This window comes from Fumia xinanensis, from assembly GCF_014384905.1.
In the GTDB taxonomy this organism is placed as follows: domain Bacteria; phylum Bacillota; class Clostridia; order Oscillospirales; family Ruminococcaceae; genus Fumia; species Fumia xinanensis.
In genome coordinates, this window is the sequence record NZ_JACRSV010000003.1 from 145,552 (window position 1) to 168,237 (window position 22,686).

17 protein-coding genes are annotated in these 22,686 nt (G+C 48.8%); 4 read left to right on the forward strand and 13 right to left on the reverse strand.

Features of this window, described 5'->3' with window-relative positions; translation table 11 throughout:
• Positions 1-52: 52 nt before the first annotated feature.
• The 4 genes from H8710_RS10315 to H8710_RS10330 all read right to left on the reverse strand — a co-directional run bounded on the left by H8710_RS10315 (position 53) and on the right by H8710_RS10330 (position 3,817).
• Complete coding sequence (locus H8710_RS10315; protein WP_249295438.1) at positions 53-751, reverse strand: response regulator transcription factor; 699 nt, start codon at positions 749-751, stop codon at positions 53-55.
• Between the two features lie 281 nt (positions 752-1,032).
• Entirely contained in the window at positions 1,033-1,581 is a 549-nt protein-coding gene (locus H8710_RS10320) for a hypothetical protein (protein WP_249295439.1), read from the reverse strand.
• 70 nt (positions 1,582-1,651) lie between these two features.
• Entirely contained in the window at positions 1,652-3,184 is a 1,533-nt protein-coding gene (locus H8710_RS10325; protein WP_249295440.1) for an NAD(P)H-hydrate dehydratase, read from the reverse strand.
• Between the two features lie 81 nt (positions 3,185-3,265).
• Positions 3,266-3,817, reverse strand: a complete 552-nt coding sequence (locus H8710_RS10330) for a DUF6106 family protein (RefSeq protein ID WP_249295441.1) — start codon at positions 3,815-3,817, stop codon at positions 3,266-3,268.
• Between the two features lie 242 nt (positions 3,818-4,059).
• Here H8710_RS10330 and spoVG point away from each other — a divergent pair, with 242 nt between their 5' ends.
• Positions 4,060-4,365 carry a septation regulator SpoVG gene (spoVG, locus tag H8710_RS10335; RefSeq protein WP_249295442.1) on the forward strand — a complete coding sequence of 102 codons (306 nt, stop codon included), beginning with the start codon at positions 4,060-4,062 and terminating at the stop codon, positions 4,363-4,365.
• A gap of 50 nt (positions 4,366-4,415) precedes the next feature.
• On the opposite strand, the gene H8710_RS10340 is transcribed toward spoVG, so the two are convergent.
• The 4 genes from H8710_RS10340 to H8710_RS10355 all read right to left on the reverse strand — a co-directional run bounded on the left by H8710_RS10340 (position 4,416) and on the right by H8710_RS10355 (position 8,007).
• On the reverse strand, positions 4,416-4,826 hold the full coding sequence (locus H8710_RS10340; protein ID WP_249295443.1) for a hypothetical protein: 411 nt from the start codon (positions 4,824-4,826) through the stop codon (positions 4,416-4,418).
• A gap of 76 nt (positions 4,827-4,902) precedes the next feature.
• A complete protein-coding gene (locus H8710_RS10345) occupies positions 4,903-6,243 on the reverse strand; it encodes a glucose-6-phosphate isomerase (protein WP_249295444.1) in 1,341 nt (446 codons plus the stop codon).
• A 145-nt stretch (positions 6,244-6,388) separates the two neighbouring features.
• Entirely contained in the window at positions 6,389-7,576 is a 1,188-nt protein-coding gene (locus tag H8710_RS10350; protein WP_249295445.1) for a D-alanyl-D-alanine carboxypeptidase family protein, read from the reverse strand.
• A 200-nt stretch (positions 7,577-7,776) separates the two neighbouring features.
• Positions 7,777-8,007 carry an HPr family phosphocarrier protein gene (locus H8710_RS10355; RefSeq protein WP_249295446.1) on the reverse strand — a complete coding sequence of 77 codons (231 nt, stop codon included), beginning with the start codon at positions 8,005-8,007 and terminating at the stop codon, positions 7,777-7,779.
• A gap of 281 nt (positions 8,008-8,288) precedes the next feature.
• Between H8710_RS10355 and mtaB the strand changes: the two genes are divergently transcribed.
• The 3 genes from mtaB to H8710_RS10370 all read left to right on the forward strand — a co-directional run bounded on the left by mtaB (position 8,289) and on the right by H8710_RS10370 (position 14,973).
• A complete protein-coding gene (mtaB, locus tag H8710_RS10360; protein WP_249295447.1) occupies positions 8,289-9,578 on the forward strand; it encodes a tRNA (N(6)-L-threonylcarbamoyladenosine(37)-C(2))-methylthiotransferase MtaB in 1,290 nt (429 codons plus the stop codon).
• 50 nt (positions 9,579-9,628) lie between these two features.
• On the forward strand, positions 9,629-13,345 hold the full coding sequence (locus H8710_RS10365) for a phosphoribosylformylglycinamidine synthase (RefSeq protein ID WP_249295448.1): 3,717 nt from the start codon (positions 9,629-9,631) through the stop codon (positions 13,343-13,345).
• A 332-nt stretch (positions 13,346-13,677) separates the two neighbouring features.
• Complete coding sequence (locus H8710_RS10370; RefSeq protein ID WP_249295449.1) at positions 13,678-14,973, forward strand: cation:proton antiporter; 1,296 nt, start codon at positions 13,678-13,680, stop codon at positions 14,971-14,973.
• Between the two features lie 119 nt (positions 14,974-15,092).
• On the opposite strand, the gene H8710_RS10375 is transcribed toward H8710_RS10370, so the two are convergent.
• The 5 genes from H8710_RS10375 to coaBC form a co-directional block, all read right to left on the reverse strand.
• Positions 15,093-16,097, reverse strand: coding sequence for a CPBP family intramembrane glutamic endopeptidase (locus H8710_RS10375; protein WP_249295450.1), 1,005 nt, complete (start codon positions 16,095-16,097; stop codon positions 15,093-15,095).
• Positions 16,098-16,277: 180 nt separating this feature from the next.
• The gene (locus tag H8710_RS10380; RefSeq protein WP_249295451.1) at positions 16,278-18,065 is read right to left on the reverse strand and encodes a M23 family metallopeptidase; all 1,788 of its coding nucleotides are present in this window, start codon (positions 18,063-18,065) and stop codon (positions 16,278-16,280) included.
• Between the two features lie 224 nt (positions 18,066-18,289).
• Positions 18,290-19,381: a radical SAM family heme chaperone HemW gene (gene hemW, locus H8710_RS10385; protein ID WP_249295452.1), complete on the reverse strand. Its 1,092-nt coding sequence runs from the start codon at positions 19,379-19,381 to the stop codon at positions 18,290-18,292.
• 51 nt (positions 19,382-19,432) lie between these two features.
• Positions 19,433-21,238 (reverse strand): translation elongation factor 4, encoded by a 1,806-nt coding sequence (lepA, locus tag H8710_RS10390; RefSeq protein ID WP_249295453.1) that lies wholly within the window; start codon positions 21,236-21,238, stop codon positions 19,433-19,435.
• Positions 21,239-21,396: 158 nt separating this feature from the next.
• Complete coding sequence (coaBC, locus tag H8710_RS10395) at positions 21,397-22,599, reverse strand: bifunctional phosphopantothenoylcysteine decarboxylase/phosphopantothenate--cysteine ligase CoaBC (RefSeq protein ID WP_249295454.1); 1,203 nt, start codon at positions 22,597-22,599, stop codon at positions 21,397-21,399.
• Positions 22,600-22,686: the final 87 nt, after the last annotated feature.

The following is a 22,686-nucleotide window of genomic DNA, read 5'->3' on the forward strand; positions in this document are numbered from 1 at the left end:
GCCCGCCGTCAATATGCAGGCTGTTCCAATCGTCCGCCCTCTTGCGGTCGTTTTACAGGAGGTCGGTCACTTCAAATTTGTAGCCGACGCCCCAAACAGTCTTGAGAGACCATTTATCGGAAACGCCCTCCAGCTTTTCGCGGAGGCGTTTGACGTGTACGTCAATAGTTCTTGAATCGCCGTAGTACTCAAAGCCCCATACTTCGTCTAGCAGCTGATCACGGGTATAGACCCGGTTGGGGTTGGACGCCAAGTGGAACAAGAGCTCCAGCTCTTTGGGTGGGGTGTCGATGACTTTTCCATCCACTTTCAGCTCATAGCGGGTCATGTTGACCACCAGCTTGTCGTAGCTTACTTCCTTAACGTCACTCGTCTGTGTGTTTTGGCCGATTCTGCGGAGAACGGCCTTGACCCTTGCGATAATCTCTTTGGTGTCGAAGGGTTTCACCACATAGTCGTCGGCGCCCAGTTCCAGACCCAAAACTTTGTCAAAGGTTTCCCCTTTTGCCGTCAGCATAATGATCGGCACCTGGCTTTTCTTGCGGATTTCACGGCAGACTTGCCAGCCGTCCAAGCCTGGAAGCATGATGTCCAGCAAAATCAGCTCTGGATGGAGCGTGTCAAATTTTAAAAGCGCTTCCTCCCCGTCGTGGGCAAGGATGACGCTGTATCCTTCCTTTTCCAGATAAAGCCGCAAAAGCTCACAGATGTTTTTGTCGTCATCTACTACCAAAATTTTACCCAAAGCCATAAAAATTGCTCCTTTCCACTGCGCGGACGCCTTTATGCATAGATTTTCCACTTGTCCGCCTAAGATGCGAAAAACCTGTCGCCGGGCGGGTAGAGTGTCCTGCCCAAATCTCCAATCTTGAATTAGTAACATTAGTATAACATATTCATAAATGGAAAGGTGGACGGAATATGAACAATCATACCAAAAAAATTGAAAAAAGCACATAACTTTTATGAAAGGGAGAAAATCTCAATTTTCGTACAAAAAATGCCGCCAACGGATTTCGTTAGCGGCATTTTTTATTCCTGATAGCTAAAGGGGTTAAAATTGCATTCCAAATCCAGGTTGGGAATTGATAAAGTCAGAATAGAATAATTGCTGCGGTCCAGTTTGAGGGCGAAATCTCCGGACTCGGTGGTCCCTTTAATGACAAGGGCCTCCCCCTCCAGTGCCATAGTCACGCCGTGGGGCTCTGCCGCCATGTTGATGGAGGCGACCACCGCCTTGGTCATGGAAGAGGTGAGTACCGAGTTGTTATCCAGCTCCAAACTGAGGCCCATGTAGCTGACAGTGACGTTTTCCTGGTCAAAGGAGAATGTCATGCCGGAAAGGCCCTTTGGACTGGTCAGCTGTACTGTACAGACGCCTTCTTTGGTGCGGTTAATGTCCGCTTCCGCCTCAATGTCTCCCATTTTTATGGTAGCTTTGGCGTCAAAACCGCGGTTTAGGCTGGACGATACCTTTTCCTGTTCGTTTTCCGATGGCTGTCCACCGTTTCCGGCACCGCAGCCCGAGAGCATCAGAGACAGCGCCAGGCACGCGCCGATAATTCTCAGCGACCTTTTCATATAATTTTCCCCCTATTCGAATCGGAAGTCGTTTCTCAACTTACTCTATGCGGGGAACCAGGTATTTATGTTACAGGAGCTGTTTGAGCACAAAAGGAATAGACTCAATGACGTCTGAGGGGAGCATGGCATAAGGAGTGAAAGTCTGAGCCGCCATATCTCCGGCCTCGGCGTGGAGGAATACCCCCGCCACTGCCGCGGCCAACGGAGAAGCACCTTGGGCGAGAAAGGACGCAATCACTCCGGCCAGTACATCGCCGCTGCCCCCTTTGGCTAGGCCAGAATTGCCGTTTCCGTTGATAAAAAGCTCCCGCTTGGGAGTTGCAATGACGGTATTGCTGTCCTTCAAGACAACTGTAACACCGTACTTTTCGGCAAACTGAGCCGCCACGTCGAACCGGCGGTTTTTAATGATTTCCACCGAAAGGCCGGTGAGTCGGGACATTTCCTTGATATGTGGGGTAATGATGACAGGCGCCAGGGCTTTTCGGAGCATGGCAGGGTTCTCAGCTACGCAGTTTAAACCGTCAGCGTCAATGACAAGGGGCCTTCCAAAGGAAGAGATGACTTCCTCCACCAGTAGGCGGGTGTCGTCACAGACCGATAAACCGCATCCGATGAGTCCGGCGGTTGCCCAGCCCATTTCAGTGCGTAGCTGCTCCACTCCGTCGATAGAAATGGAACCAGATTCGCTTACTGGCAGGGGGGAATAGATGCATTCGAGGATGTGGGAAGCTACGGCGGAAAGGACGGGTTGTGGTGCAGCCACCTTAACAAGGCCTACTCCACAGCGCATAGCTGAGAGAGTGGAGAGAATTACCGCCCCGGTCATGTGAACGCATCCGCCAACGTTTAAGAGCTTACCGTAATCGCCTTTGTTGCTGTCCTCCTGCCGTTTGGGAATGCAGCCGGCGGCAGTTTCTGCGCTTAAGAGAGTGATGCCGTCTGGAATGGCTGCGATATCGGCCGCCGGTATACCGATGTCGATCAGCTCAATTTTTCCACACAAAGGCAGCGATGCTTTCAGGACATGAGCGGGTTTCAGTGCGGCAAAAGTGTAGGTATAGTCGGCTCTTAAAGTGTCCTTGTCTGCAAGGCCGGTGTCGCAGTCAATTCCAGAGGGCACGTCCAGCGCAACTTTGATGGCCCGGGAGTTGTTGGCGGCTTCGGCAAGTTCCTTGCAGGCGGCGGGTAGTTCACCGCTGAAGCCTGTCCCAAAGACGGCGTCAATGAGGACATCGCTTTTCCGGATGGCCTCCAGCCGCCGGGTCAGAGGGGCATCCGGTTCGAGAAAATGCACCCGCCGCTTTTCCAGTTCATAGAGATTAGCTCGGGCCAGGGCGGAAAGTTCCCGCCCCATGACGAAAATCACGGTAATTTCTGCGCCTGCCTCCGCCAGATAGCGGGCAGCTACCAAGCCGTCCCCCCCATTGTTTCCCTTGCCGCAGAGGACGGCCACCTGTCTGCCGGAAACATCAGCAAGCCCCAAAATTCGGTCGGCGGTGCCTTTTCCCGCCTGTTCCATCAGCTCCATATAGGAGCTCCCTTTTTCAACGGCAATGCTTTCGGCAATTTTCATTGCGGAAGAAGTCAGTATCTTCAAAATTAGTCATCCTCCTTTGCAGTCGAAAAAATGATTCGAAAAAACCCCCGTTTTCGTCACGAGGGTTTTTAAACATTCTGATTACAGCTGTGCGGGTTCTCTTACTGGGTAGTTGGCGTTGCCGCCTGCCTGCCGCGGGATATATTTTTTCAGCGCGTCCAGCACCCGGTCGTCCGGGGTGAAAACGAGCAGGGTTTTTCCCAGCTTCGCATGGGTAAACACGGCGTAGTAAGAAGTGCTTTCATCCATACTCTCGGAGGCGTACACCCGGCTCGTATAATCTTTTCCGGCGTGATCCTGCTGCCTAAAAAGGCCGAAGGACTCAAAGGTTCGGGCATTGGCAGTCAAAAGGCGTTTGCGCCGCCGTTTGGCCATGATTTTATCCACATCAATTTCGCCGTTTGTAACGATATACTCGTATTCAATATTCATGTTGCTAATAAGGTAATAGGCGCCAAAAAGAGCAGCCACCCCGATAAACGCCCCCACAAAAGAAAAAGGACCGAGGAGAGGGCCGGTGAAAAATACGCCGAAAACAAATACAATGACAGCAAGCAGGGCGTACAGGCTCATCAAAAAGATGTCTTTGCCTGTAGGCCGCCGCTTAACCATATGCTCTACGAAAACGTCCATTAAAATTCCTCCATTGTCGTCTTTTGATACAGGTTAAGCATATCACACCTGCCCATAAATAGCAAGGGAAGCAAGCTAGTTTTCATGTAAAGTTAACAGCTGGAAATTTTTATCTTACATGAATAAGGCGGCTTTTTTTGCCTAGACTTTAGGCGAGAAAAATTATCCCAGAACTCCGGTCCTCCCGGAAGTTAACAATTTGAAATGGCCGATTTGTTCGGCCGGAAAGGCATGGTTTTATTATGAACATCACAGACATTAAGGTGAGAAGACTTTTGCAGGAAGGGCGGCTGCGGGCCGTGGTTTCCGTCACGGTGGATGATGAACTTGCCATTCATGACATAAAAGTCATCGAAGGGCCGGAGCGGTTATTTGTGGCGATGCCCAGCCGCAAGGAAGTAAACGGTATTTTCAGGGATATTGCCCACCCCATCTCGCCTGCCGCGCGTCACCAGTTCGAGGACGCAATTTTAAACGCCTACCAGCACGAGGTGGAAGCCCAGTCACTCCATAGTGCCGTAACCCACGGTTCTGTCCACGCCAACTAGTATGAAAAACAAAACCTCCCTTGTTCAAAGGGAGGTTTTTAATTTGCTTGTTAGCCAATAAAAGCCTGAACCGATGCGGGAAGTTCCTCTTTATCAGCGGAGATGGTAAACACGATGTTTACTTCTCTGTCCGCCACAGCGGTGTTCAATTTCTCCAAAAACTTGCCCAGCTTGTCGTAATCTCTGCCGCCGATTCTCAGGGTAGAGTCGATGAACAGGTCGGTAATGTCAAAGTTGCCGGAGAGAATGCCGGTGATGTATCCATAAAACTCGTCGTAGCCTTCAATATTGTCCTTGCTGGTTTCCATCAATCGGGCGGAAGAAGGAATGTCATATGTGAGCTTCGGGACTTTTTCCACGCAGACCACGTTGCCGTTAGAAGCTTTTACTGCCTCCTCGACCATATTGATGAGGATCTTGGTTTTTCCAGTGCCCTTTTTGCCTACGATCAGTTTAATCATAATGAGAACCTCCACTTTCTGAAGGCGGGGAGCCCGCCTTTTATTTATCTCAGACCCAATGTCTAAAATACGTCTTTTACTTTGAAATTCGGGCTTCCAGCTCTGCCTTCTGGGCTTCATAGCCGGGTTTGCCCAGCAAAGCGAACATGTTTTTCTTGTAGCTTTCCACGCCGGGCTGATCGAAGGGGTTCACTCCCAGCAGGTAGCCAGAGATGGCACAGGCTTTTTCGAAGAAATAAACCATGTAGCCAAATTCGTGTTCATTGATTTCGGGCAGTTCCAAAACCACGCTGGGTACACCACCTTCGGTGTGTGCCAGAATGGTCGCTTCCATGACCTTGCCGTTCACCTTGGACATCTCCTGATTGGAAAGAAAATTGAGTCCGTCAAAATTGTTCGGATCGGCATCGATAAAGAAATCCTGTTTCGGCTTCTTGATATCCATAAAGGTCTCGAACATGATACGGGAGCCATCCTGGATAAACTGGCCCAGGGAATGCAGGTCAGTGGAGAAGGTGGCGGAAGAGGGGTAAATTCCCTTATTGTCCTTGCCTTCGCTTTCTGCAAATAATTGTTTGTACCACTCGGCCATCATGCCAAAACAAGGGTCGAAGCTGACCATAATTTCTACTCCTTTGCCTTTCTGGTAAAGGGCGAAACGGGTAGCCGCGTATTTGTAGCAGTCGTTTTGCTCGATATTGCTGTCGGAGAGGGCGTTCTCCGCCTCTTTTGCGCCGTCCATGATGGCTTTGATGTCGCAGCCTGCAACGGCGATTGGGAGAAGTCCCACGGCGGTCAGGACGGAGTACCGTCCGCCCACGTCGTCGGCAATGACAAAGCACTCATAGCCATTTTTGTCGGCCAATTCCTTCAAAGTGCCGCGGGCTTTATCGGTAGTACAGTAGATGCGCTCTTTTGCGCCTTCCTCACCATATTTCTTCTCTAGCAGGTTTTTAAACACCCGAAACGCCAGAGCGGGTTCAGTGGTGGTGCCGGACTTGGAGATGACGTTGACCGCTACGTCCCTACCTTCGCAAATGGAGAGAACTTCCTGCAAATAGGACGGACTCACGTTGTTGCCGACGAAGTAAATATCAGCGGTGTCTTTTTTCAGGTTGTTGTAAAAGGGCGAACGGAGTAGCTCAATTGCCGCTCTTGCTCCCAGATAGGAGCCGCCGATGCCAATGACGATGAGCACGTCAGCTTGGGTGTTGATTTTCTCCGCCGCTTTTTGGATGCGGGCGAATTCTTCTTTGTCATAATTCGTCGGAAGGTCCAGCCAGCCCAAGAAATCGTTACCCAGCCCGGTTTTCTGGTGCAGGGCATCATGAGCCGCCTTGACAGCCGGGGCGAGGGCCCAGAGTTCTTCTTCAGACATAAAGTCTTTGAGGTAATTACCGTTAAATGTAACAGCCACTATACTGCCTCCATCTTTTCTATTTGTTGGTTCTATTGTACTACAGAATCCAGGTCTTTTTCAAGAGATTTTTGTTAATTTTTATTGAGGCAGACAGTGAATTTCTGGAAAGTTACACAAACATCCCGTCTTTGAGCTAAATTGGCTAAAATGCCAGCAAATTCCGAAGGAGGATGCCAAAAGCATTGCCAAAGGTCATTTTTTGTACTTCTTTGGCGGCGGTAATGGGGATTTCACAAATATTTTCGCCGTCCAGGGCAAAGCGAGCCTCACCCACCGCCTGCCCCTGTAAGACAGGGGCTTCCACGTCTGGCTGGATGGCAATGGTTTTTTCAATATCGCCGCCCCGTCCTTTGGGGATGAGGATAGGTTCCGGTGTTTCAAAGCTGAGCTCCACCTCCTTGTCGACACCCTTAATAATGGTTACAGGAGTAAGGTCTTCCGGCAGAATTTCGGGGGTAAAATGCTCAAAGGCAGAAAAACCGTAGTCCAGCATGGTGCGGCAGGAAGAAAATCGTTCGTCAGAAGTGGTGGAGCCCATGGAAACAGCAATGAGATTCAATCCGTTTCGTTCCGCGGTGGCGGAAAGGCAGCTGCCCGCCCCATCGGTAGTGCCGGTTTTCAGCCCGGTGCAGCCTTTGTAAAAACGGACCAGCTTATTTGTGTTCGTAAGACCTGTTTTGCCGTCCCGCAGACTGTCCATCCAGACGGTAGAAAACTTGGTGATGTCTTTGTGTTTAATCAGTTCTCGGGACATAAGGGCGATATCCCGGGCAGTGGATACGTGGCCGTCGGCATCGAGGCCGGTGGGGTTTACAAAATGTGTATTTGCCATCCCCAAATCCTTCGCCTTCTGGTTCATCATCTCCACAAAGGCCATTTCACTGCCGCCTACATGTTCCGCCAGGGCCATAGCAGCGTCGTTGGCGGAGTTGATGGCAGTAGCCTTTATAAGATCCTCTGCCGACATTTGCTCCCCAACTTCCAGCCAGATCTGGGTACCGCCCATGGAGTTGGCGTTTTCTGAGCAGGTCACCATATCGGTGTAGGCGAGTTTTCCCTCGTCCATAGCCTCAAAGACCAGCAGCAATGTCATAATTTTGGTAATGGAGGCGGGCGGCATGGGCTCGTCGGGATTTTTTTCAAACAGGACGCGGCCCGAGCCGGCATCCATGAGGATAGCGGATTTCGCGGGAATATCGGCCACGTCCGCGGCGGTCGGAACCACTTCGTCGGATAGGACTTCCATAGGGTTGCCGTCGGCGAAAACAGGCGCCGTCCAAAAGGCGCAGAGGGACAGGGCAAGCAAAGTGCTGATTATTTTCTTGAACATTCGGTTTCATCCCTTTCCGGCCCGGAGAATGTCTCTTGGGGCCACGTAAACATGTGGCGCCGGGTGTGGAAAATGACCCAAAACAGCGCCGCTATTTTGGTATATGCTTATGCGGACAAAACAAAAAAAAGACACCGAAAACGGTGTCTTTTCCTGTGTTCATTAGCAAAATTGCGGAATGGATATTTTATTTTTAAGTTCTACTCGACAATAAAATCCTTGATTTCATTGAGAAAAGCATCAGCGTCATCGGTGTGGGCTTCCAGCTTGATGGGTTTGGATAAATCCAAGCTGAAAATACCCATAATGGATTTTGCGTCGACAGCGTATCTTCCGGAAATCAAATCTACGTCAAAATCGCATTTGCAAACGGTGTTGACAAACGCTTTTACGTCATTGATGGTATCGAGCATGATATTACAAGTTTTCATTGGTATCGACCTCCATAAAATTTGAATTTGGCAATTACGTCCGCCCCTTTGTACTAGAGGGCGAGACTTCCAGTTTTCCTGGAAGGAATGAACAGCTCACTATCCATAATTACTATATTTACAATATAACAGCAGATGAACTTTTAGTCAACTGCTAATTGTAAAAAATTCTCAAATCCATTATAATAACAATAGTATAGGACTATAATTGGGTATTTTATACAAGCCCTTGAAAAAACACCTTAAAATCAGGGCTCTAAAAGGATTGGAAGGAGAATCGGATGCGGATTGCATTTGCCACACTGGGCTGTAAGGTGAACCAGTATGAGACTGAAAATTTGACGGAGCTGTTTTTGCGGGATGGTTTCGACGTGGTGGAGCCTCAGGAAGAAGCAGACGTCTATGTGGTAAACTCCTGCACGGTTACTTCGTCCGGAGACAAGAAGTCTAGGCAGCTTCTCCGCCGCCTCAAAAAGCAGAACCCTGCGGCCAAAATAGCGCTGACCGGCTGTTTTCCACAGGCTTTCCCTGATGCTGCCGGGCAGATACCGGAGGCGGACATCATCACCGGTTCCTATAACCGTAAAGGCCTTTTGCAGGCTGTTAAAAAAGCTTTGGCTACCGGCGAACGAGTCATCGATATCACTCCTCATCATCGAAAAGAAGCTTTTGAGGAGATGAGCGTCCGAGGCCTCCGAGGTCGGACGAGGGCTTTTATGAAAATTGAAGACGGCTGTGAACGATACTGTTCTTACTGCATTATTCCCACTGCACGCGGACCTATTCGTTCGAAGCCCTTAGAGGACATCCGCACGGAACTGATGAGTTTAGTGGAAAACGGCTACAAAGAGGTGGTGCTGGTTGGAATCAACCTTTCGTCCTATGGAAAAGATTTAGGCCTCAGGCTCATTGATGCCGTGAAATTGGCCTGCTCAGTGGAAGGGCTCCAGCGCGTTCGATTGGGAAGCCTGGAACCAGAGTTGCTTTCCGATAAAGACTTAGCTCAGATGGCAGAGCTTCCCCACTTCTGCCCCCAGTTTCACCTGTCGCTGCAAAGCGGCTGCGATAAAACCCTCAAAGCCATGAACCGGCATTACGACTGCGCAGAGTACCGCCGCATCGTGAATAAAATTCGGGAGGTGTTTCAAAACCCTTCTATTACCACAGACATCATGGTGGGATTTCCCGGGGAGACAGAGGAGGATTTTGTGGAATCCATGGCGTTTGCCCAGGAAATCGGTCTGGCAAAAACCCATGTTTTCGCCTATTCTCGCCGCGAGGGCACTGCGGCGGCCAACCGGACGGATCAGGTTCCAAAACCAGTCAAGGAAGAGCGGAGCCGACGGATGATTGAGGCCACAAACAGGACGCGAGACGCTTTCCTCGGTTCCCAGATCGGAAAGGTGGAGGAAGTCCTGCTGGAAACGACCAGAGACCATTTGGGGTATGAGGGATTTACGAAAAATTATACTCCTATCGCCGTGGACTGCGACGACGCTCTCTGCGGCTCCATCATTAAAGTAAAAATCACCGCTGTGCTGGGAGACCGGTGCGTCGGCGTACTCATATAGGCTAAAACGGAATGTCACCGTGGGATGTTGAGAAAAATGGAGGTCAAAATATGTCCGTATTCAGAATTTATGTAGAGAAAAAACCGGCTTTTGCCGTAGAAGCAAAGGCTACCCTGCGGGATATCAAAAATTCCCTGGGAATCGCCCTCGATGGGTTGCGTCTGTTTAACCGTTACGATGTAGAGGGCATAGATGAGGAAACTTTTGCCACCGCCCAGAGCACCATTTTTTCGGAGCCGGCTGTGGATGTGACTTCCGAAGAGCTTCCCACCCTCAAAGCCAACGAGAGGATTCTTGCGGTGGAGTACCTACCGGGACAGTTCGACCAGCGGGCCGATTCTTGTGAACAGTGCATCCAGATTATGACCCAGGGCGAGCGTCCTAAGGTAAAGAATGCCCGTATCTACCTGCTGGACGGTGCGATCTCCGACGACGATATGGCTGCTATCAAAAATCACCTCATCAATCCGGTGGAAGCGAGAGAGGCAAGCCTTGAAAAAATGTCAACCCTTCAGACAGAATATGATATTCCCACTACTGTGGAGACTTTGGAGGGCTTTATCACCCTTGATGAGGATGCACTGGATCAGTTTGTGAAAAACTACGGACTTGCTATGGACTTGGACGACATCAAATTCTGCCAGGCTTATTTCAAGGACACCGAAAAACGGGATCCAACTATTACCGAAATTCGTATGATCGACACCTATTGGTCCGACCACTGCCGCCATACCACCTTTTCCACCATTATCGACAATGTGGAAATTGACGACGAAACAGTCAGCAATACCTTTGACAAATACATGGAAACCCGGGGTGAGCTCTATGTGGGCCGCAACAAGCCGGTTACCCTGATGGATCTCGCAACCATTGCAGCCAAGAAACTCAAAAAAGACGGCCTTTTAAAAGATTTGGACGAGAGTGAGGAAATCAACGCCTGCTCGGTCAAAATCGATGTAGACATCGACGGAGTCAAGGAAAAATGGCTCCTGATGTTCAAAAATGAGACCCACAATCACCCCACTGAGATTGAGCCCTTCGGCGGTGCAGCTACCTGCCTGGGCGGAGCCATCCGTGATCCACTGTCCGGCCGTTCCTACGTCTATCAGGCTATGCGGGTTACCGGCGCTGCCGACCCGACTGTTTCGAGAAAGGATACCTTAAAGGGTAAACTCCCTCAGAAAAAGATCGTCACCACCGCCGCCCACGGCTATAGCTCCTACGGCAACCAGATCGGCCTTGCCACCGGCGAAGTCGCCGAAATTTATCACCCGAATTACGTGGCAAAGCGAATGGAGATCGGCGCCGTTATCGGCGCGGCCCCTGCCGGCAACGTCATCCGAGAAGTACCTTCTCCAGGCGATATCGTCATTTTGTTGGGCGGACGCACCGGCCGTGACGGCTGCGGCGGGGCCACCGGCTCTTCCAAATCCCATACCCTCTCCTCCCTTGAAACCTGCGGTGCAGAAGTGCAGAAGGGTAATCCTCCCATTGAACGGAAAATTTCTCGGTTGTTCAGAAATCCAAAGGTGACGAAGATGATTCGCCGCTGCAACGACTTTGGCGCAGGCGGCGTCAGCGTCGCCATCGGCGAGCTGGCCGACGGTCTCAAAATAAATTTGGACGCTGTCCCGAAGAAATATGACGGGTTGGATGGCACCGAGCTTGCTATTTCCGAATCCCAGGAGCGTATGGCAGTTGTGGTCGCCCCGGAAAATGTGGACGGGTTTATTGAACTGGCCCACTCCGAGAATCTGGAAGCCACTGTGGTAGCCACTGTCACCGCAGAACCCCGCCTCCGGATGAATTGGAGTGGAAATCAAATTGTCGACCTGTCCCGGGAGTTTTTAAACTCCAACGGTGCTGAAAAGCACACTGACATTAAAATCCATGTCGACGCAGTTAAACCTGTCAATGACCGTCCCAATAACAAGGAAGGCTGGATTTCCCACCTTTCCGACTTGAATATCTGCTCTCAGAAGGGCTTGGTCGAGATGTTCGACAGCTCCATCGGCGCGGGAACTGTCACCATGCCCTTCGGCGGCAAGAATCAGCTGACGAAAACTCAGGCTATGACGGCGAAAATTCCCGTCCTCAGCGGCGAAACCACTACCTGCTCCGTGATGGGATGGGGTTACAATCCTTATATTACTGAACAGAACCCTTACATCGGCGCTATGTATGCGGTGGTTGAGTCGGTGGCGAAAGTAGTCGCCGCAGGCGGCAGCTATGAGCAGTGCTGGCTCACCTTCCAGGAGTATTTTGAGCGCACCAATAATGATCCTGCTCGTTGGGGCAAGCCCCTCTCCGCCCTTCTGGGCGGCTTTGAAGCGCAGTTGCAGCTGGGAATCGGCGCAATTGGCGGAAAAGACTCCATGTCGGGTACCTTCGAGGATATTGACGTTCCCCCTACTCTTGTTTCTTTTGCCGTATCTCTGGCAGACTCTAGAAAGGTTGTGTCCCCTGAATTTAAATACGTCAGCAGCCCTGTAGTTCTGCTGCTCCCTAAATATAATGAGGACGGAACCCCTGACTTTAACAGCGTTAAAGAAGTTTTCTCCAAGGTGGAAAGACTTATTGACAGCAAAGAGGCTGTAGCCGTTTGGACGTTAGGCTTTGGCGGCGTTGCGGAGGCCGTCACCAAAATGGCTTTTGGAAACGGGATTGGTTTCCAATTCACCAGAGATGTGGAGAAAACCCAGCTTTTTAACCCGGTTTATGGGGGCTTTTTAGTGGAACTTGATGGTAACTCAAAAGCAGTCAACGAGTTGGATGTCATTGGTGTCACCAGTTTGGACGCTGACATTCGCCTGGCAGACGGAACCCGTATTTCTCTGGCTGAACTGCAAAACGCTTATGAAAATAAATTGGAAAATGTGTTCCACTGCAACATCGAGACCAGCAAAGAAATCATTGAGACTTTTAGCTGCGAAAATAAAACAAGGCTGACACCTGCTGTCAAGGCGGCCTCTCCAAGGGTGCTGATTCCCGTATTTCCAGGCACCAACTGCGAGTATGACACCCAGCGGGCCTTTGAAAAGGCGGGTGCCGTGGCTGATGTGTTTGTGGTGAAGAACCTTAGCAGCGCCGACATCGAAGAATCGGTTCAAGAGTTTGCCAAACGGATCCAGAAATCCCAGATCATAATGATTCCCGGTGGCTTTTCCGGCGGCGATGAGCCGGACGGCTCCGGCAAATTCATTACAGCGTTTTTCCGCAATCCCCGGATCAAGGACGGCGTCCACGATTTGCTCAAAAACCGGGACGGCCTGATGCTGGGCATCTGCAACGGTTTCCAGGCACTGGTTAAGTTAGGACTTGTTCCTTACGGCGAAATCGTTGAAATGGAGGACAGTTCCCCAACCCTGACCTTTAACTCTATTGGCCGGCATCAGTCGATGATGGTGACGACAAGAATCGCTTCTAACAAATCCCCCTGGCTGTACAACACTCATGTGGGCGATTACCATACAGTGCCGATTTCCCACGGCGAGGGCCGCTTTATTGCCTCTCCTGAAGAGATCGCTAGTCTTGCGGCAAACGGTCAAATCGCAACCCAGTATGTAAATCTTGACGGGGAGCCTACCTATGATATCCGTTTCAATCCCAATGAGTCTATGATGGCAATTGAGGGTATCACTTCACCGGATGGCCGCGTTCTCGGCAAGATGGCACACAGCGAGCGCATCGGAAGCGATATCGCCAAAAACATTGACGGCAACAAAGACCAGATGATCTTTAAAAGCGGTGTGGAATATTTCAGATAACCATATAAAACCGGCCTCCCAATGGAGGCCGGTTTTTCATCTGTTTAATAGAAAACAGAGTACACAAAAAATTGCAAACGCTTATTGAGAAATCTTTTGTGTAACTGTAGTATCGGTTCTTTTTCCATAATTATAAAAGGAAAAAGTTAGGAATTCCTCTTTTTGCATATTTATTTTTATATATCCCCATATTTTGTTTATATGAGCGCAAACATCCCAATATTTTACGAAATATATGCAAATATTTGTAAGGGTATCCATTGCGAAACTTTTCATTTCCGCTATAATATATGGTGGTAAAATAATGGAGATGAGAGGAAGGAATAACAGAGATGTCCTACAAATTTTTATTGGATATTGCGCTGATTTTAATCAGTACCAAAATTTTGGGGCTGATTACCAAGCGATTTCAGATGCCTCAGGTGGTCGGTGCGCTGATTGCCGGCCTTATTTTAGGCCCTGCCGTTTTGAATGTCTTGCAGGAAACAGATTTTTTGACTCAGCTTTCCGAATTGGGCGTAATTGTCATCATGTTCACGGCCGGTATGGGAACCGATATCCGGGAGCTTAAAAATTCTGGGAAAGCGGGCTTCTGGGTGGCCCTCTGCGGTGTTTTGGTACCGCTCATCATGGGTGCAGGATTGGCTTATTTCTTCAATCGAGGTGAATTTGCCCATCCCGGCAATACATTGCTGCAGAATATCTTTATTGGTGTCATCCTGACGGCGACTTCTGTCAGCATTACAGTAGAAACCCTGAAAGAGATGGGCAAACTGAACACCAAGGTGGGAAATACTATTCTGGCTGCTGCTTTAATCGACGATGTGCTAGGCTTGGTTGCGCTCACTATTATCACTAGTTTGGCAGGTGCTCAGGTCAGCATTTGGATTGTGCTTGCTAAAATTATAGGCTTCTTTGTTTTTGCTATCCTCTTTGGATTGCTGTCCTATAAGTTCCTCACCTGGTACTCCAACAAGGTTAAAAAGGATCTGCATCGCTTTCCCGTTTTGGCATTTGTCCTTTGCTTGATTATGGCCTTTTGTGCGGAGCATTTCTTTGGGGTCGCCGATATTATCGGTGCCTTCGGAGCCGGCCTTGTAATCGCCAATACACCGAAAGCGAAGTACATAGAATCGAAATTCAGTTCACTGTCTTATCTACTGCTGACTCCCATTTTTTTCGCGAGTGTAGGCATCAAGGTGGTTTTACCGAAGATGGACGCACAAATTATCCTCTTCACTATTCTACTCGTAGTGGTTGCGGTGATTTCCAAACTTGTGGGTTGCGGATTGGGTGCTAAAATCTGCGGTTTTTCCAATTTGAAATGTACTCAAATCGGGGTAGGCATGATCTGCCGCGGCGAGGTAGCGCTGATCGTCGCCAATAAAGGCATCGCCATGGATCTCATGCCAGAAGCCTTTTTGGGGCCCGTTATCCTGACCGTTGTACTAGTGACCATTTTGACTCCGATTCTCTTGAAACTGGCCTTTAAACCAAGTGCACAGGAATATACAGAACTGCAGGAAAGTCCTTTGGTCGAAAGTTACGAGGAGGTGGAACAGCTCGATTATATGGAAGAATCGTTGCTGGAGGCCCATCACCAATTGAAGGATAAAAACGCCAAGTAAATAGAAGCAGGCAGCTTTTTATGGGCTGCCTGCTTTTTTGCTGGAAGAAAATTCGTACCATTATAATCTCTACATAAGTTGCATTTTATGGATACTCCAAATTTTCATAGAAAAACACATTATTCTTTTTCCATTTCTTCATGATGTTTACTGTTAGGCCGAAAGAGATGATAGGATTCTGTCACAGTGGTGTCGGAAATGAAGTCATATTTGGAATTTCTGTAATAAAATACAATAAATAAAAATCCCAATACATTCACTGCAGTTGTTAGTAAGCCGCCCTCAATCCCAAATTCTCCGCCATTAAGGAAATTGTTTGAAGGAAAATTCGTAGTAATGATCCCAGGTATATTCAATCCACTTACCGGCATGCCGTATACGATTCCCTGAAAGGTATTCCAAGTCAGATGGTATCCAATACACATCCATATATTCCCCGATTTTATGAACATGTAGGAAAATTCAATCCCTATTAAAATGATATTGAGTACAGAAAGAACCGTGACGCCGGGATTAGACAAGTGAATGAAGCCGAAAACGATAGACGGAACCAGTGCAACAAAGTAGATGTTGCCCACTCTCCTTAGCACGGACATCAAAAAGGCGCGGTTCATAATCTCTTCGCCAAATGCAACCAATAACAATGTTAAGAGCCACCAGAAGTGCAACGGGCTAAATTCCGGCTTCCAGGACTCAACCGTGGCCTGGCCTGTCAGCACAAGGACAACAAATACTAGTGTACAGCAAATAAAGCCTAGGAGCATCCCTACAACGCCCTCCCTGTATCCGGATTCTATCGAGGGGAGTCCGACCTCCTTGATACGCCGCTTCATAACAAAGCGCCAGGCAATAAGCGGTACCACAATCATGATGATTTCCATTAGGATCTGTAAAGCCACCGGTAGCACCGTGTCATTGAGCCAGTCCACCGTGGCGCTATAATATCCAGTGACGGGGTTGATATCTCCGGTTAATATCAGTGTGTATCTTAAGACTTCTATAATAAGATACGGAATCAGAGAATTAGCTGCATAGAATACTGTCATTACAGATAGAATAATCCAGCCGGAACGAACCTGCCCCTTTTTATTTTTGATTATCGGGCTACTTAATAATTTTTTCATTTTTATCCAGCCTTTTTAGTATTTTGGACCCATTTTAGCATATGTACTTTACCATTATGATTTTATTGCAGGTTCAACTGGAACATCACAGAAAATCCGACGGACACAATTCCTGACCCGCCAGACAGTAAAAAGACTATCAATAATTGAAAAGCGCCGAGCTTAGTGTCGGCGCTTTTTTTATCCAATATAATTTAAAGGGTTTCTGGTTCCACCGTTAATCTGCACCTCAAAGTGGCAATGATTTCCGGTAGAATAACCGGTGCTTCCAACTCCTGCAATCTGCTGTCCCTGGGATACATACTGGCCAACCGATACATTTAGGCTGGAGTTGTGGCCATACAAAGTACGGACACCGTTTCCATGATCAATAACAACACATTTACCATAGCTGTAATACCAGCCAGACACTACGACCTTACCAGCTGCCGAAGCTCTTACAGGGGTTCCATAGCTTGCCGCGATGTCGAGGCCGCGATGGCCGCCACTGCCATAGTAGCAACTGATTCTGCCGCCATTTCCACCCACCGGCCAAATAAAGTTTCCGCTTACCTTTCCGCTCCCGGTGGAAGAAGGAACATAAGAAGAACGGCCTACAGTTTGAACCTTAGTGCCTTTTACAATTTTTTCGGTTACCGGTTCTTGGGTGACGGTAGAAGATAGAATTTCACGGCTTTCTTCAATGTTGTTTACATATTCAACCGAAGCGGTAACTTCCTTGGAGCCTTTTGCTCCCTTCTGGACAGTTTCGGAATAACCTTTGTTTTTGTTGGCATCCTCGGTTACTTCGGTTTCGTAGGGAATTTCTTCGGTATAAGTGATTTCTTTGGTGACCCGCACCGAAAGAAAGGGCTCCTGGTTTGCAATAATAGCTTCATCGCCGATCATACACTCTTCTTCAATGGTGGGGTTCATTGCTTTGAAGAGCTCATAAGGAACACCATTTTTATCGGCAATCAACGTGGGGCTGTCGCCCTTTTGAATGGTATAAGTTCTTTCCGCCTGTACATCAGAAAGAAGGAGATCTTCCATATCTGCATCGGATACGATGCTATCTGTCAGATAAAGGCCTTCCTTCAATTCGATATTTTTTGTAAACTCGACCTTTTCCTTGGCATTGTCGGAACGATAGCTGTCCAATGTGCTGTCGAGAATAGAACGAATCAAAGATTGGTCAGTAACGGCGCCATAAAATTCGCCGTCAATATAAAGACCTTGTGCTTCCATAATGTCCTGACTGGACATCTGAATCAAGTTATCGGTTACTTCCGGTACGTCGGAAACCCTGTCTTTTTCCACCTTGACGACGGTAAAACTGGGATCTAACTCGAAAATCTGATCGTCAGAGGTGCTAACAATACGATTTTGCAGGTCTTTCCGTGCTTCAGTGTAAATGGCCTCATCCTGCACATAAGCAATGACTTTGCCATCCTGCTCTACAGCCAGGGCATAGGTCACGTTCATCGAAGAAGCGACGACCTGAACAAGTACGAAAATGCCCACCACTGGGGCCGCGTAATTGATAAATGTCTTAAGGACAGAGGGGTTGTTCCGAATACCATTTTTTACTGAATGAAAAACGCCGGAAAATCCATTGTTTTGATAACCTTCCAATAAGATTTGCGGAACTCTTTTCAGCTTTGCAAAGGGAGCGGAAAGTTTTTTGCTCGCTGCAGTCCATTTCTGCTTGGCATGATGCTTAGCGATATGAACCTTTGGTGCTGCCACCTTTTTGACCACATGAGCCTTCTTTTGGGAAACAGCTTGTACTTTTTCCAAGTCCATCAAAGCAGCTTCACCGGTAAAGGCGCAGAGCTCACCGAGTTTTGTACCTGCTACAATACAAGTAGCTTTTGTTTTTTCTTTAATATATAAAAACCATTTCTTGGTGTGTTCTTTTGCGGATTTAGATGCGGAAATTAAATTTTCCTTTGCTTTGCTCCAACCATCTTTCGAGTGGAGAGCCATTGGAACCATCTCCTTTCTGGTATTACAAAATGGTAACACCGATAAAACCTTTATTATTATAACAATAGAAGTTAATTTTTGCAACCACTTTGTTACCGATTTGGAGGAATAAATGCAAAATTTCAACAGGAGGCACAAAATATGAACAATAATTTGTGCATAATAACCATGGATAATCCGTTGTAAACGGTTTGAGTTGTAATCAAATTGTAACAATTCGATTCCTAATCAGCCAAAAGTTCTGCTAAAATTTTGTTGGATACCAAAAAACCCTCTGGAGTAAAAGCAAGCCGACCTCCGTTGAGCTGCATGAAACCCGCCTTTTGATATTTCTTGCTACGGATTAAAAGCTGTTCTGCCCATGTATGATCCGGTATAGTTTCGACATTTACTCCTTCGCACAGACGAAGCTGCAAAAGGATTTGCTCATCAATGCCGCCCCCATCTCCATCCGGGACAATGGCAAAATCCGGTAAGGTCAGATACTCCTCAATAGAGGCTGAATGATAAAATCGCTTGCCGCCGAAAAATGAATGGGCAGCGGCACCAAACCCAAGGTATTCCTTACACCGCCAGTATTTCAAGTTATGCTGGCTTTTATACCCAATTTTGGAAAAGTTTGAGATTTCATACTGAAAGTAGCCGCTGTTTTGCAGCATTTCAACGGTTTGCAGGTAGAAATCCGCAGTGCGGTCCTCGTCGGCACATAGATTCTCCGCATGCTGGCGGTAAAAGGGTGTACCCTCCTCGATTTTAAGCAGATAGCAGGATAGGTGCTCTGGCTGTAACTCAGTCATAAAATCCAGTGTTGTTTTTAAAGTTTCGGAAGTTTGGTACGGAATTCCCACCATAATGTCAAGGCTTAGGTTGTCAAGCCCAGCCTCCCGCGCCCAAATAACGGCTTGTTTAATTTGCTCAGTGCTATGCCGCCGGCCCAGCGCCTGCAATTCCTGGTCAACGCCGGACTGGGCACCGAAGGAAATCCGGTTGATTCCAGCGTTTTGAATTGCTTTTAGATAGCTGAGGGAAACGCTGTCCGGGTTTGCCTCCATAGTAGTTTCGCCCCGGAGGGAAAAAATTTGTCGACAGGCGTCAACGAGGCGTCCCACCTCCGATTCAGTGAGCAGTGAAGGCGTTCCTCCGCCGAGAAACAGGGTATCGGCTGTAATTCCCTTGTTCTCATAAGTGTAAATTTCTTCGATGACCCGTTTCACGTAGATTTCCCGCAAATCCTCCCGGGTCAGGGAATAGAAATCACAGTAACCGCACTTGGATCGACAAAAAGGCACGTGAATATAAATTCCAATGGGCTGCAAAACTTTTCCCTCCCAACAAAAACGGGCAGGAAATTCTCCTGCCCGGGGTAATTAATCCAGTTTGAGCACTGCCATAAAGGCTTCTTGAGGGACTTCCACGCTGCCCAGCTGGCGCATTCGTTTCTTTCCCTCTTTCTGTTTTTCTAAAAGTTTCTTCTTCCGGGTAATGTCACCGCCATAGCATTTGGCCAGCACATCCTTGCGAAGTGCCTTGACCGTCTCTCGGGCGATAATCTTGCCGCCGATTGCCGCCTGAATTGGCACTTCGAACAGCTGCCGCGGAATGTTTTCCTTGAGGTTTTCGGCAATTTTCCGGCCTCTTGCGTAGGCTTTGTCTTCGTGGACAATAAACGATAGAGCGTCCACAATTTCTCCATTGAGCAGAATATCCAGCTTTACAAGCTTTGACGGCTTGTAGCCGATGAGCTCATAATCGAAGGAGGCATATCCTTTGGTCCGGGACTTGAGAGCGTCAAAAAAATCGTAAACGATTTCATTGAGGGGCAGCTCGTAGTGCATTTCCACACGGGTTTCCTCGATGTAGGTCATGTCTTTGAAAAATCCTCGCCGCTCTTGGCAGAGTTCCATAATGCTGCCCACATAATCGGTGGGGGTGAGGATATCCGCTTTGACGATAGGCTCTTCCGCCTCTAGAATCAGGGAAGGGTCAGGATAATTGGTGGGGTTGTCGATGTAGACCACCGAGTTGTCGCTTTTTGTAATGCGATAGATAACCGAAGGCGCGGTGGTGACAAGGTCCAGGTTGAATTCCCGCTCCAACCGCTCCTGCATGATTTCCATGTGGAGCAGCCCCAAAAATCCGCAGCGAAAGCCGAAACCCAGCGCGATGGAGGTTTCCGGTTCAAAGGAAAGGGCAGCGTCGTTGAGCTGCAGCTTTTCCAGCGCGTCGCGGAGGTCGGGGTATTTGGCACCATCAGCAGGATAGATGCCGCAGAAGACCATGGGGTTCACCTGCCGGTAGCCGGGAAGCGGCTCAGCAGCGGGATTCAGGGCATTAGTGATGGTATCGCCCACACTGGTATCACCCACGCTTTTAATACTGGCGGTGATATATCCAACATCCCCGGCAGAGAGGCCCTCACACGGGATGAGGTTTTTAGCTCCCATGTGCCCAACTTCCACCACGTCGAACTCCGCGCCGGAGGACATCATCCGGATTCGTGCACCGGGTTCCACAGTTCCTTCCTTGACGCGAATGTATACGATGACACCCTTATAACTGTCGTAATAGGAGTCAAAAATCAAAGCCTGCAAAGGCGCTTCATCGTCTCCCTGTGGAGCGGGAATATCTGTAACGATGCGTTCCAGCACCTCTTCGATGCCGATGCCTACCTTGGCGGAAATCCTAGGTGCGTCTAGCGCCGGAATGCCGATCACGTCTTCAACTTCATGGGCAACCCGCTCCGGGTCGGCAGAGGGCAGGTCGATTTTGTTGATGACCGGCACCACCTCTAACCCGTGATCCACGGCCAGATAGGTGTTGGCCAAAGTCTGCGCCTCAATACCCTGTGAGGCGTCCACTACTAAAACCGCCCCTTCGCAGGCGGCGAGGGAACGGGATACCTCGTAGTTGAAGTCTACGTGACCGGGGGTGTCGATGAGATTAAAGGCGTAGACATTTCCGTTGTTCGCAGTATAATTTAAGTTGACGGCGCGGGCTTTGATGGTAATTCCCCGCTCCCGTTCGATATCCATGTTGTCCAACAGCTGGTCTTCCATCTCCCGGGCGGCGACGGTGCTTGTCCGTTCGAGAATACGGTCGGCCAGAGTGGATTTTCCGTGGTCAATATGTGCGATGATGCAGAAATTGCGGATATGGTCAGTTTTATTTGACAAATCGATGCACCTCGTGTTTCTGATGTTGTTATTAAAAGAAGAAAATTGGAATTTTCCACTGGTCTCATTTTATAATAACATTTCACGCTATAGTATAACATAATCCTTTTAAAAAAGTAAAGGGAAACTGTATGAACAGTTTCCCTATTCTAGCATTGCTATTTTTTCTCCCGGTAAAGGTGCAAAGCAGCATCCAGCACATAGCGGGCGGCCTCCTCCTTGTCCATCAGCGGCAGCTTAGTCTCCTGTGCTTTGGTGATCAGTGTAAGGACGTTGGTATCGCGTTCAAATCCCGCTCCCGGCACTTTGACATTGTTAGCGGCGATTAAATCGAGGTTTTTCTTTTGAAGCTTTGTCCGCGCATTTTCCAGCATCCGTTCCGTTTCCATTGAAAATCCGCAGAGTATCTGGCCTTTTTGCCGGTGTTCGCCTAAAAACCTGAGAATGTCGTCGGTGCGTTTTAGTTCAATAGAAAGATCGTTGTCTGATTTCTTAATTTTTTCTTCGCTGAATGAAACCGGCGTGTAATCGGCCACAGCAGCCGCTTTTATAATAATATCCTGCTCTCGATAAAATTTTTTTACTTCCTCAAACATCTCTTTTGCTGAGGCAATGGGGACAAAATTTATGCCAAGGGGCGGTGCCAGATTGGTTTTACCCGAAATCAGAGTGACTTCCGCGCCGCGGAGGGCGGCGGCTTTTGCCACGGCGTAGCCCATTTTTCCGGAGGAGTGATTGGTGAGGATTCGGACTGGGTCAAGAGCCTCCTGTGTGGCCCCCGCCGTCACCAGTACCTTCAGGCCAGACATATCCTTTTCGCAGGCCAATTCTTGCTCCAGGTAGGCGTAAAGTTCCGAAGGTTCCGGCATTTTTCCCGCCCCTGTGTCTCCGCAGGCAAGATAGCCGGCATTAGGGGTGATGATATGATAGCCGTAGTGACGGAGTTTTTGGATGTTGTCCTGTACAATGGGATTTTCGAACATTCGGGTATTCATGGCGGGCGCAATGTAGATTGGACACCTGCAGGCCAACAAAGTTGACGTGATAATGTCATCTGCAATACCGTTTGCGATTTTTCCGATCACATCAGCGGAAGCGGGGGCGATCAGCACACAATCGGCTTCTTTGGCCCAGGCGATATGATGGATTTCCGGTGGCTGGGTCCGCTCGAAGGTGTCCAGTAGGCAGTGGTTGCCGGTCAGCGCCTCAAAGGTGGCAGGCGTGATAAATTCAGCTGCATGCGGTGTCATCATGACGCGGACATTGAGCCCTTGTTTCGCCAGCATGCTGGCCAGATTGGGAATTTTGTAGGCAGCAATCCCACCGGTAACGCCTAATAGCACATTTTTCTTATAAAACATTTCTCCACTCTCCCTTGCCGGATGGCCATATAGTGCATTTATGATAAGATTTTCCATCAAACCTTTGGGGATTGGGATTATTACGCC

Excerpts from the sequence above, each read along its gene's own strand:
- H8710_RS10315 (WP_249295438.1), bottom strand. The coding sequence starts at position 751 with ATGGCTTTGGGTAAAATTTTGGTAGTAGATGACGACAAAAACATCTGT.
- H8710_RS10320 (WP_249295439.1), bottom strand. The coding sequence starts at position 1,581 with ATGAAAAGGTCGCTGAGAATTATCGGCGCGTGCCTGGCGCTGTCTCTG.
- H8710_RS10330 (WP_249295441.1), bottom strand. The coding sequence starts at position 3,817 with ATGGACGTTTTCGTAGAGCATATGGTTAAGCGGCGGCCTACAGGCAAA.
- spoVG (WP_249295442.1), top strand. The coding sequence starts at position 4,060 with ATGAACATCACAGACATTAAGGTGAGAAGACTTTTGCAGGAAGGGCGG.
- H8710_RS10340 (WP_249295443.1), bottom strand. The coding sequence starts at position 4,826 with ATGATTAAACTGATCGTAGGCAAAAAGGGCACTGGAAAAACCAAGATC.
- H8710_RS10350 (WP_249295445.1), bottom strand. The coding sequence starts at position 7,576 with ATGTTCAAGAAAATAATCAGCACTTTGCTTGCCCTGTCCCTCTGCGCC.
- H8710_RS10355 (WP_249295446.1), bottom strand. The coding sequence starts at position 8,007 with ATGAAAACTTGTAATATCATGCTCGATACCATCAATGACGTAAAAGCG.
- mtaB (WP_249295447.1), top strand. The coding sequence starts at position 8,289 with ATGCGGATTGCATTTGCCACACTGGGCTGTAAGGTGAACCAGTATGAG.
- H8710_RS10365 (WP_249295448.1), top strand. The coding sequence starts at position 9,629 with ATGTCCGTATTCAGAATTTATGTAGAGAAAAAACCGGCTTTTGCCGTA.
- H8710_RS10370 (WP_249295449.1), top strand. The coding sequence starts at position 13,678 with ATGTCCTACAAATTTTTATTGGATATTGCGCTGATTTTAATCAGTACC.
- H8710_RS10375 (WP_249295450.1), bottom strand. The coding sequence starts at position 16,097 with ATGAAAAAATTATTAAGTAGCCCGATAATCAAAAATAAAAAGGGGCAG.
- H8710_RS10380 (WP_249295451.1), bottom strand. The coding sequence starts at position 18,065 with ATGGCTCTCCACTCGAAAGATGGTTGGAGCAAAGCAAAGGAAAATTTA.
- coaBC (WP_249295454.1), bottom strand. The coding sequence starts at position 22,599 with ATGTTTTATAAGAAAAATGTGCTATTAGGCGTTACCGGTGGGATTGCT.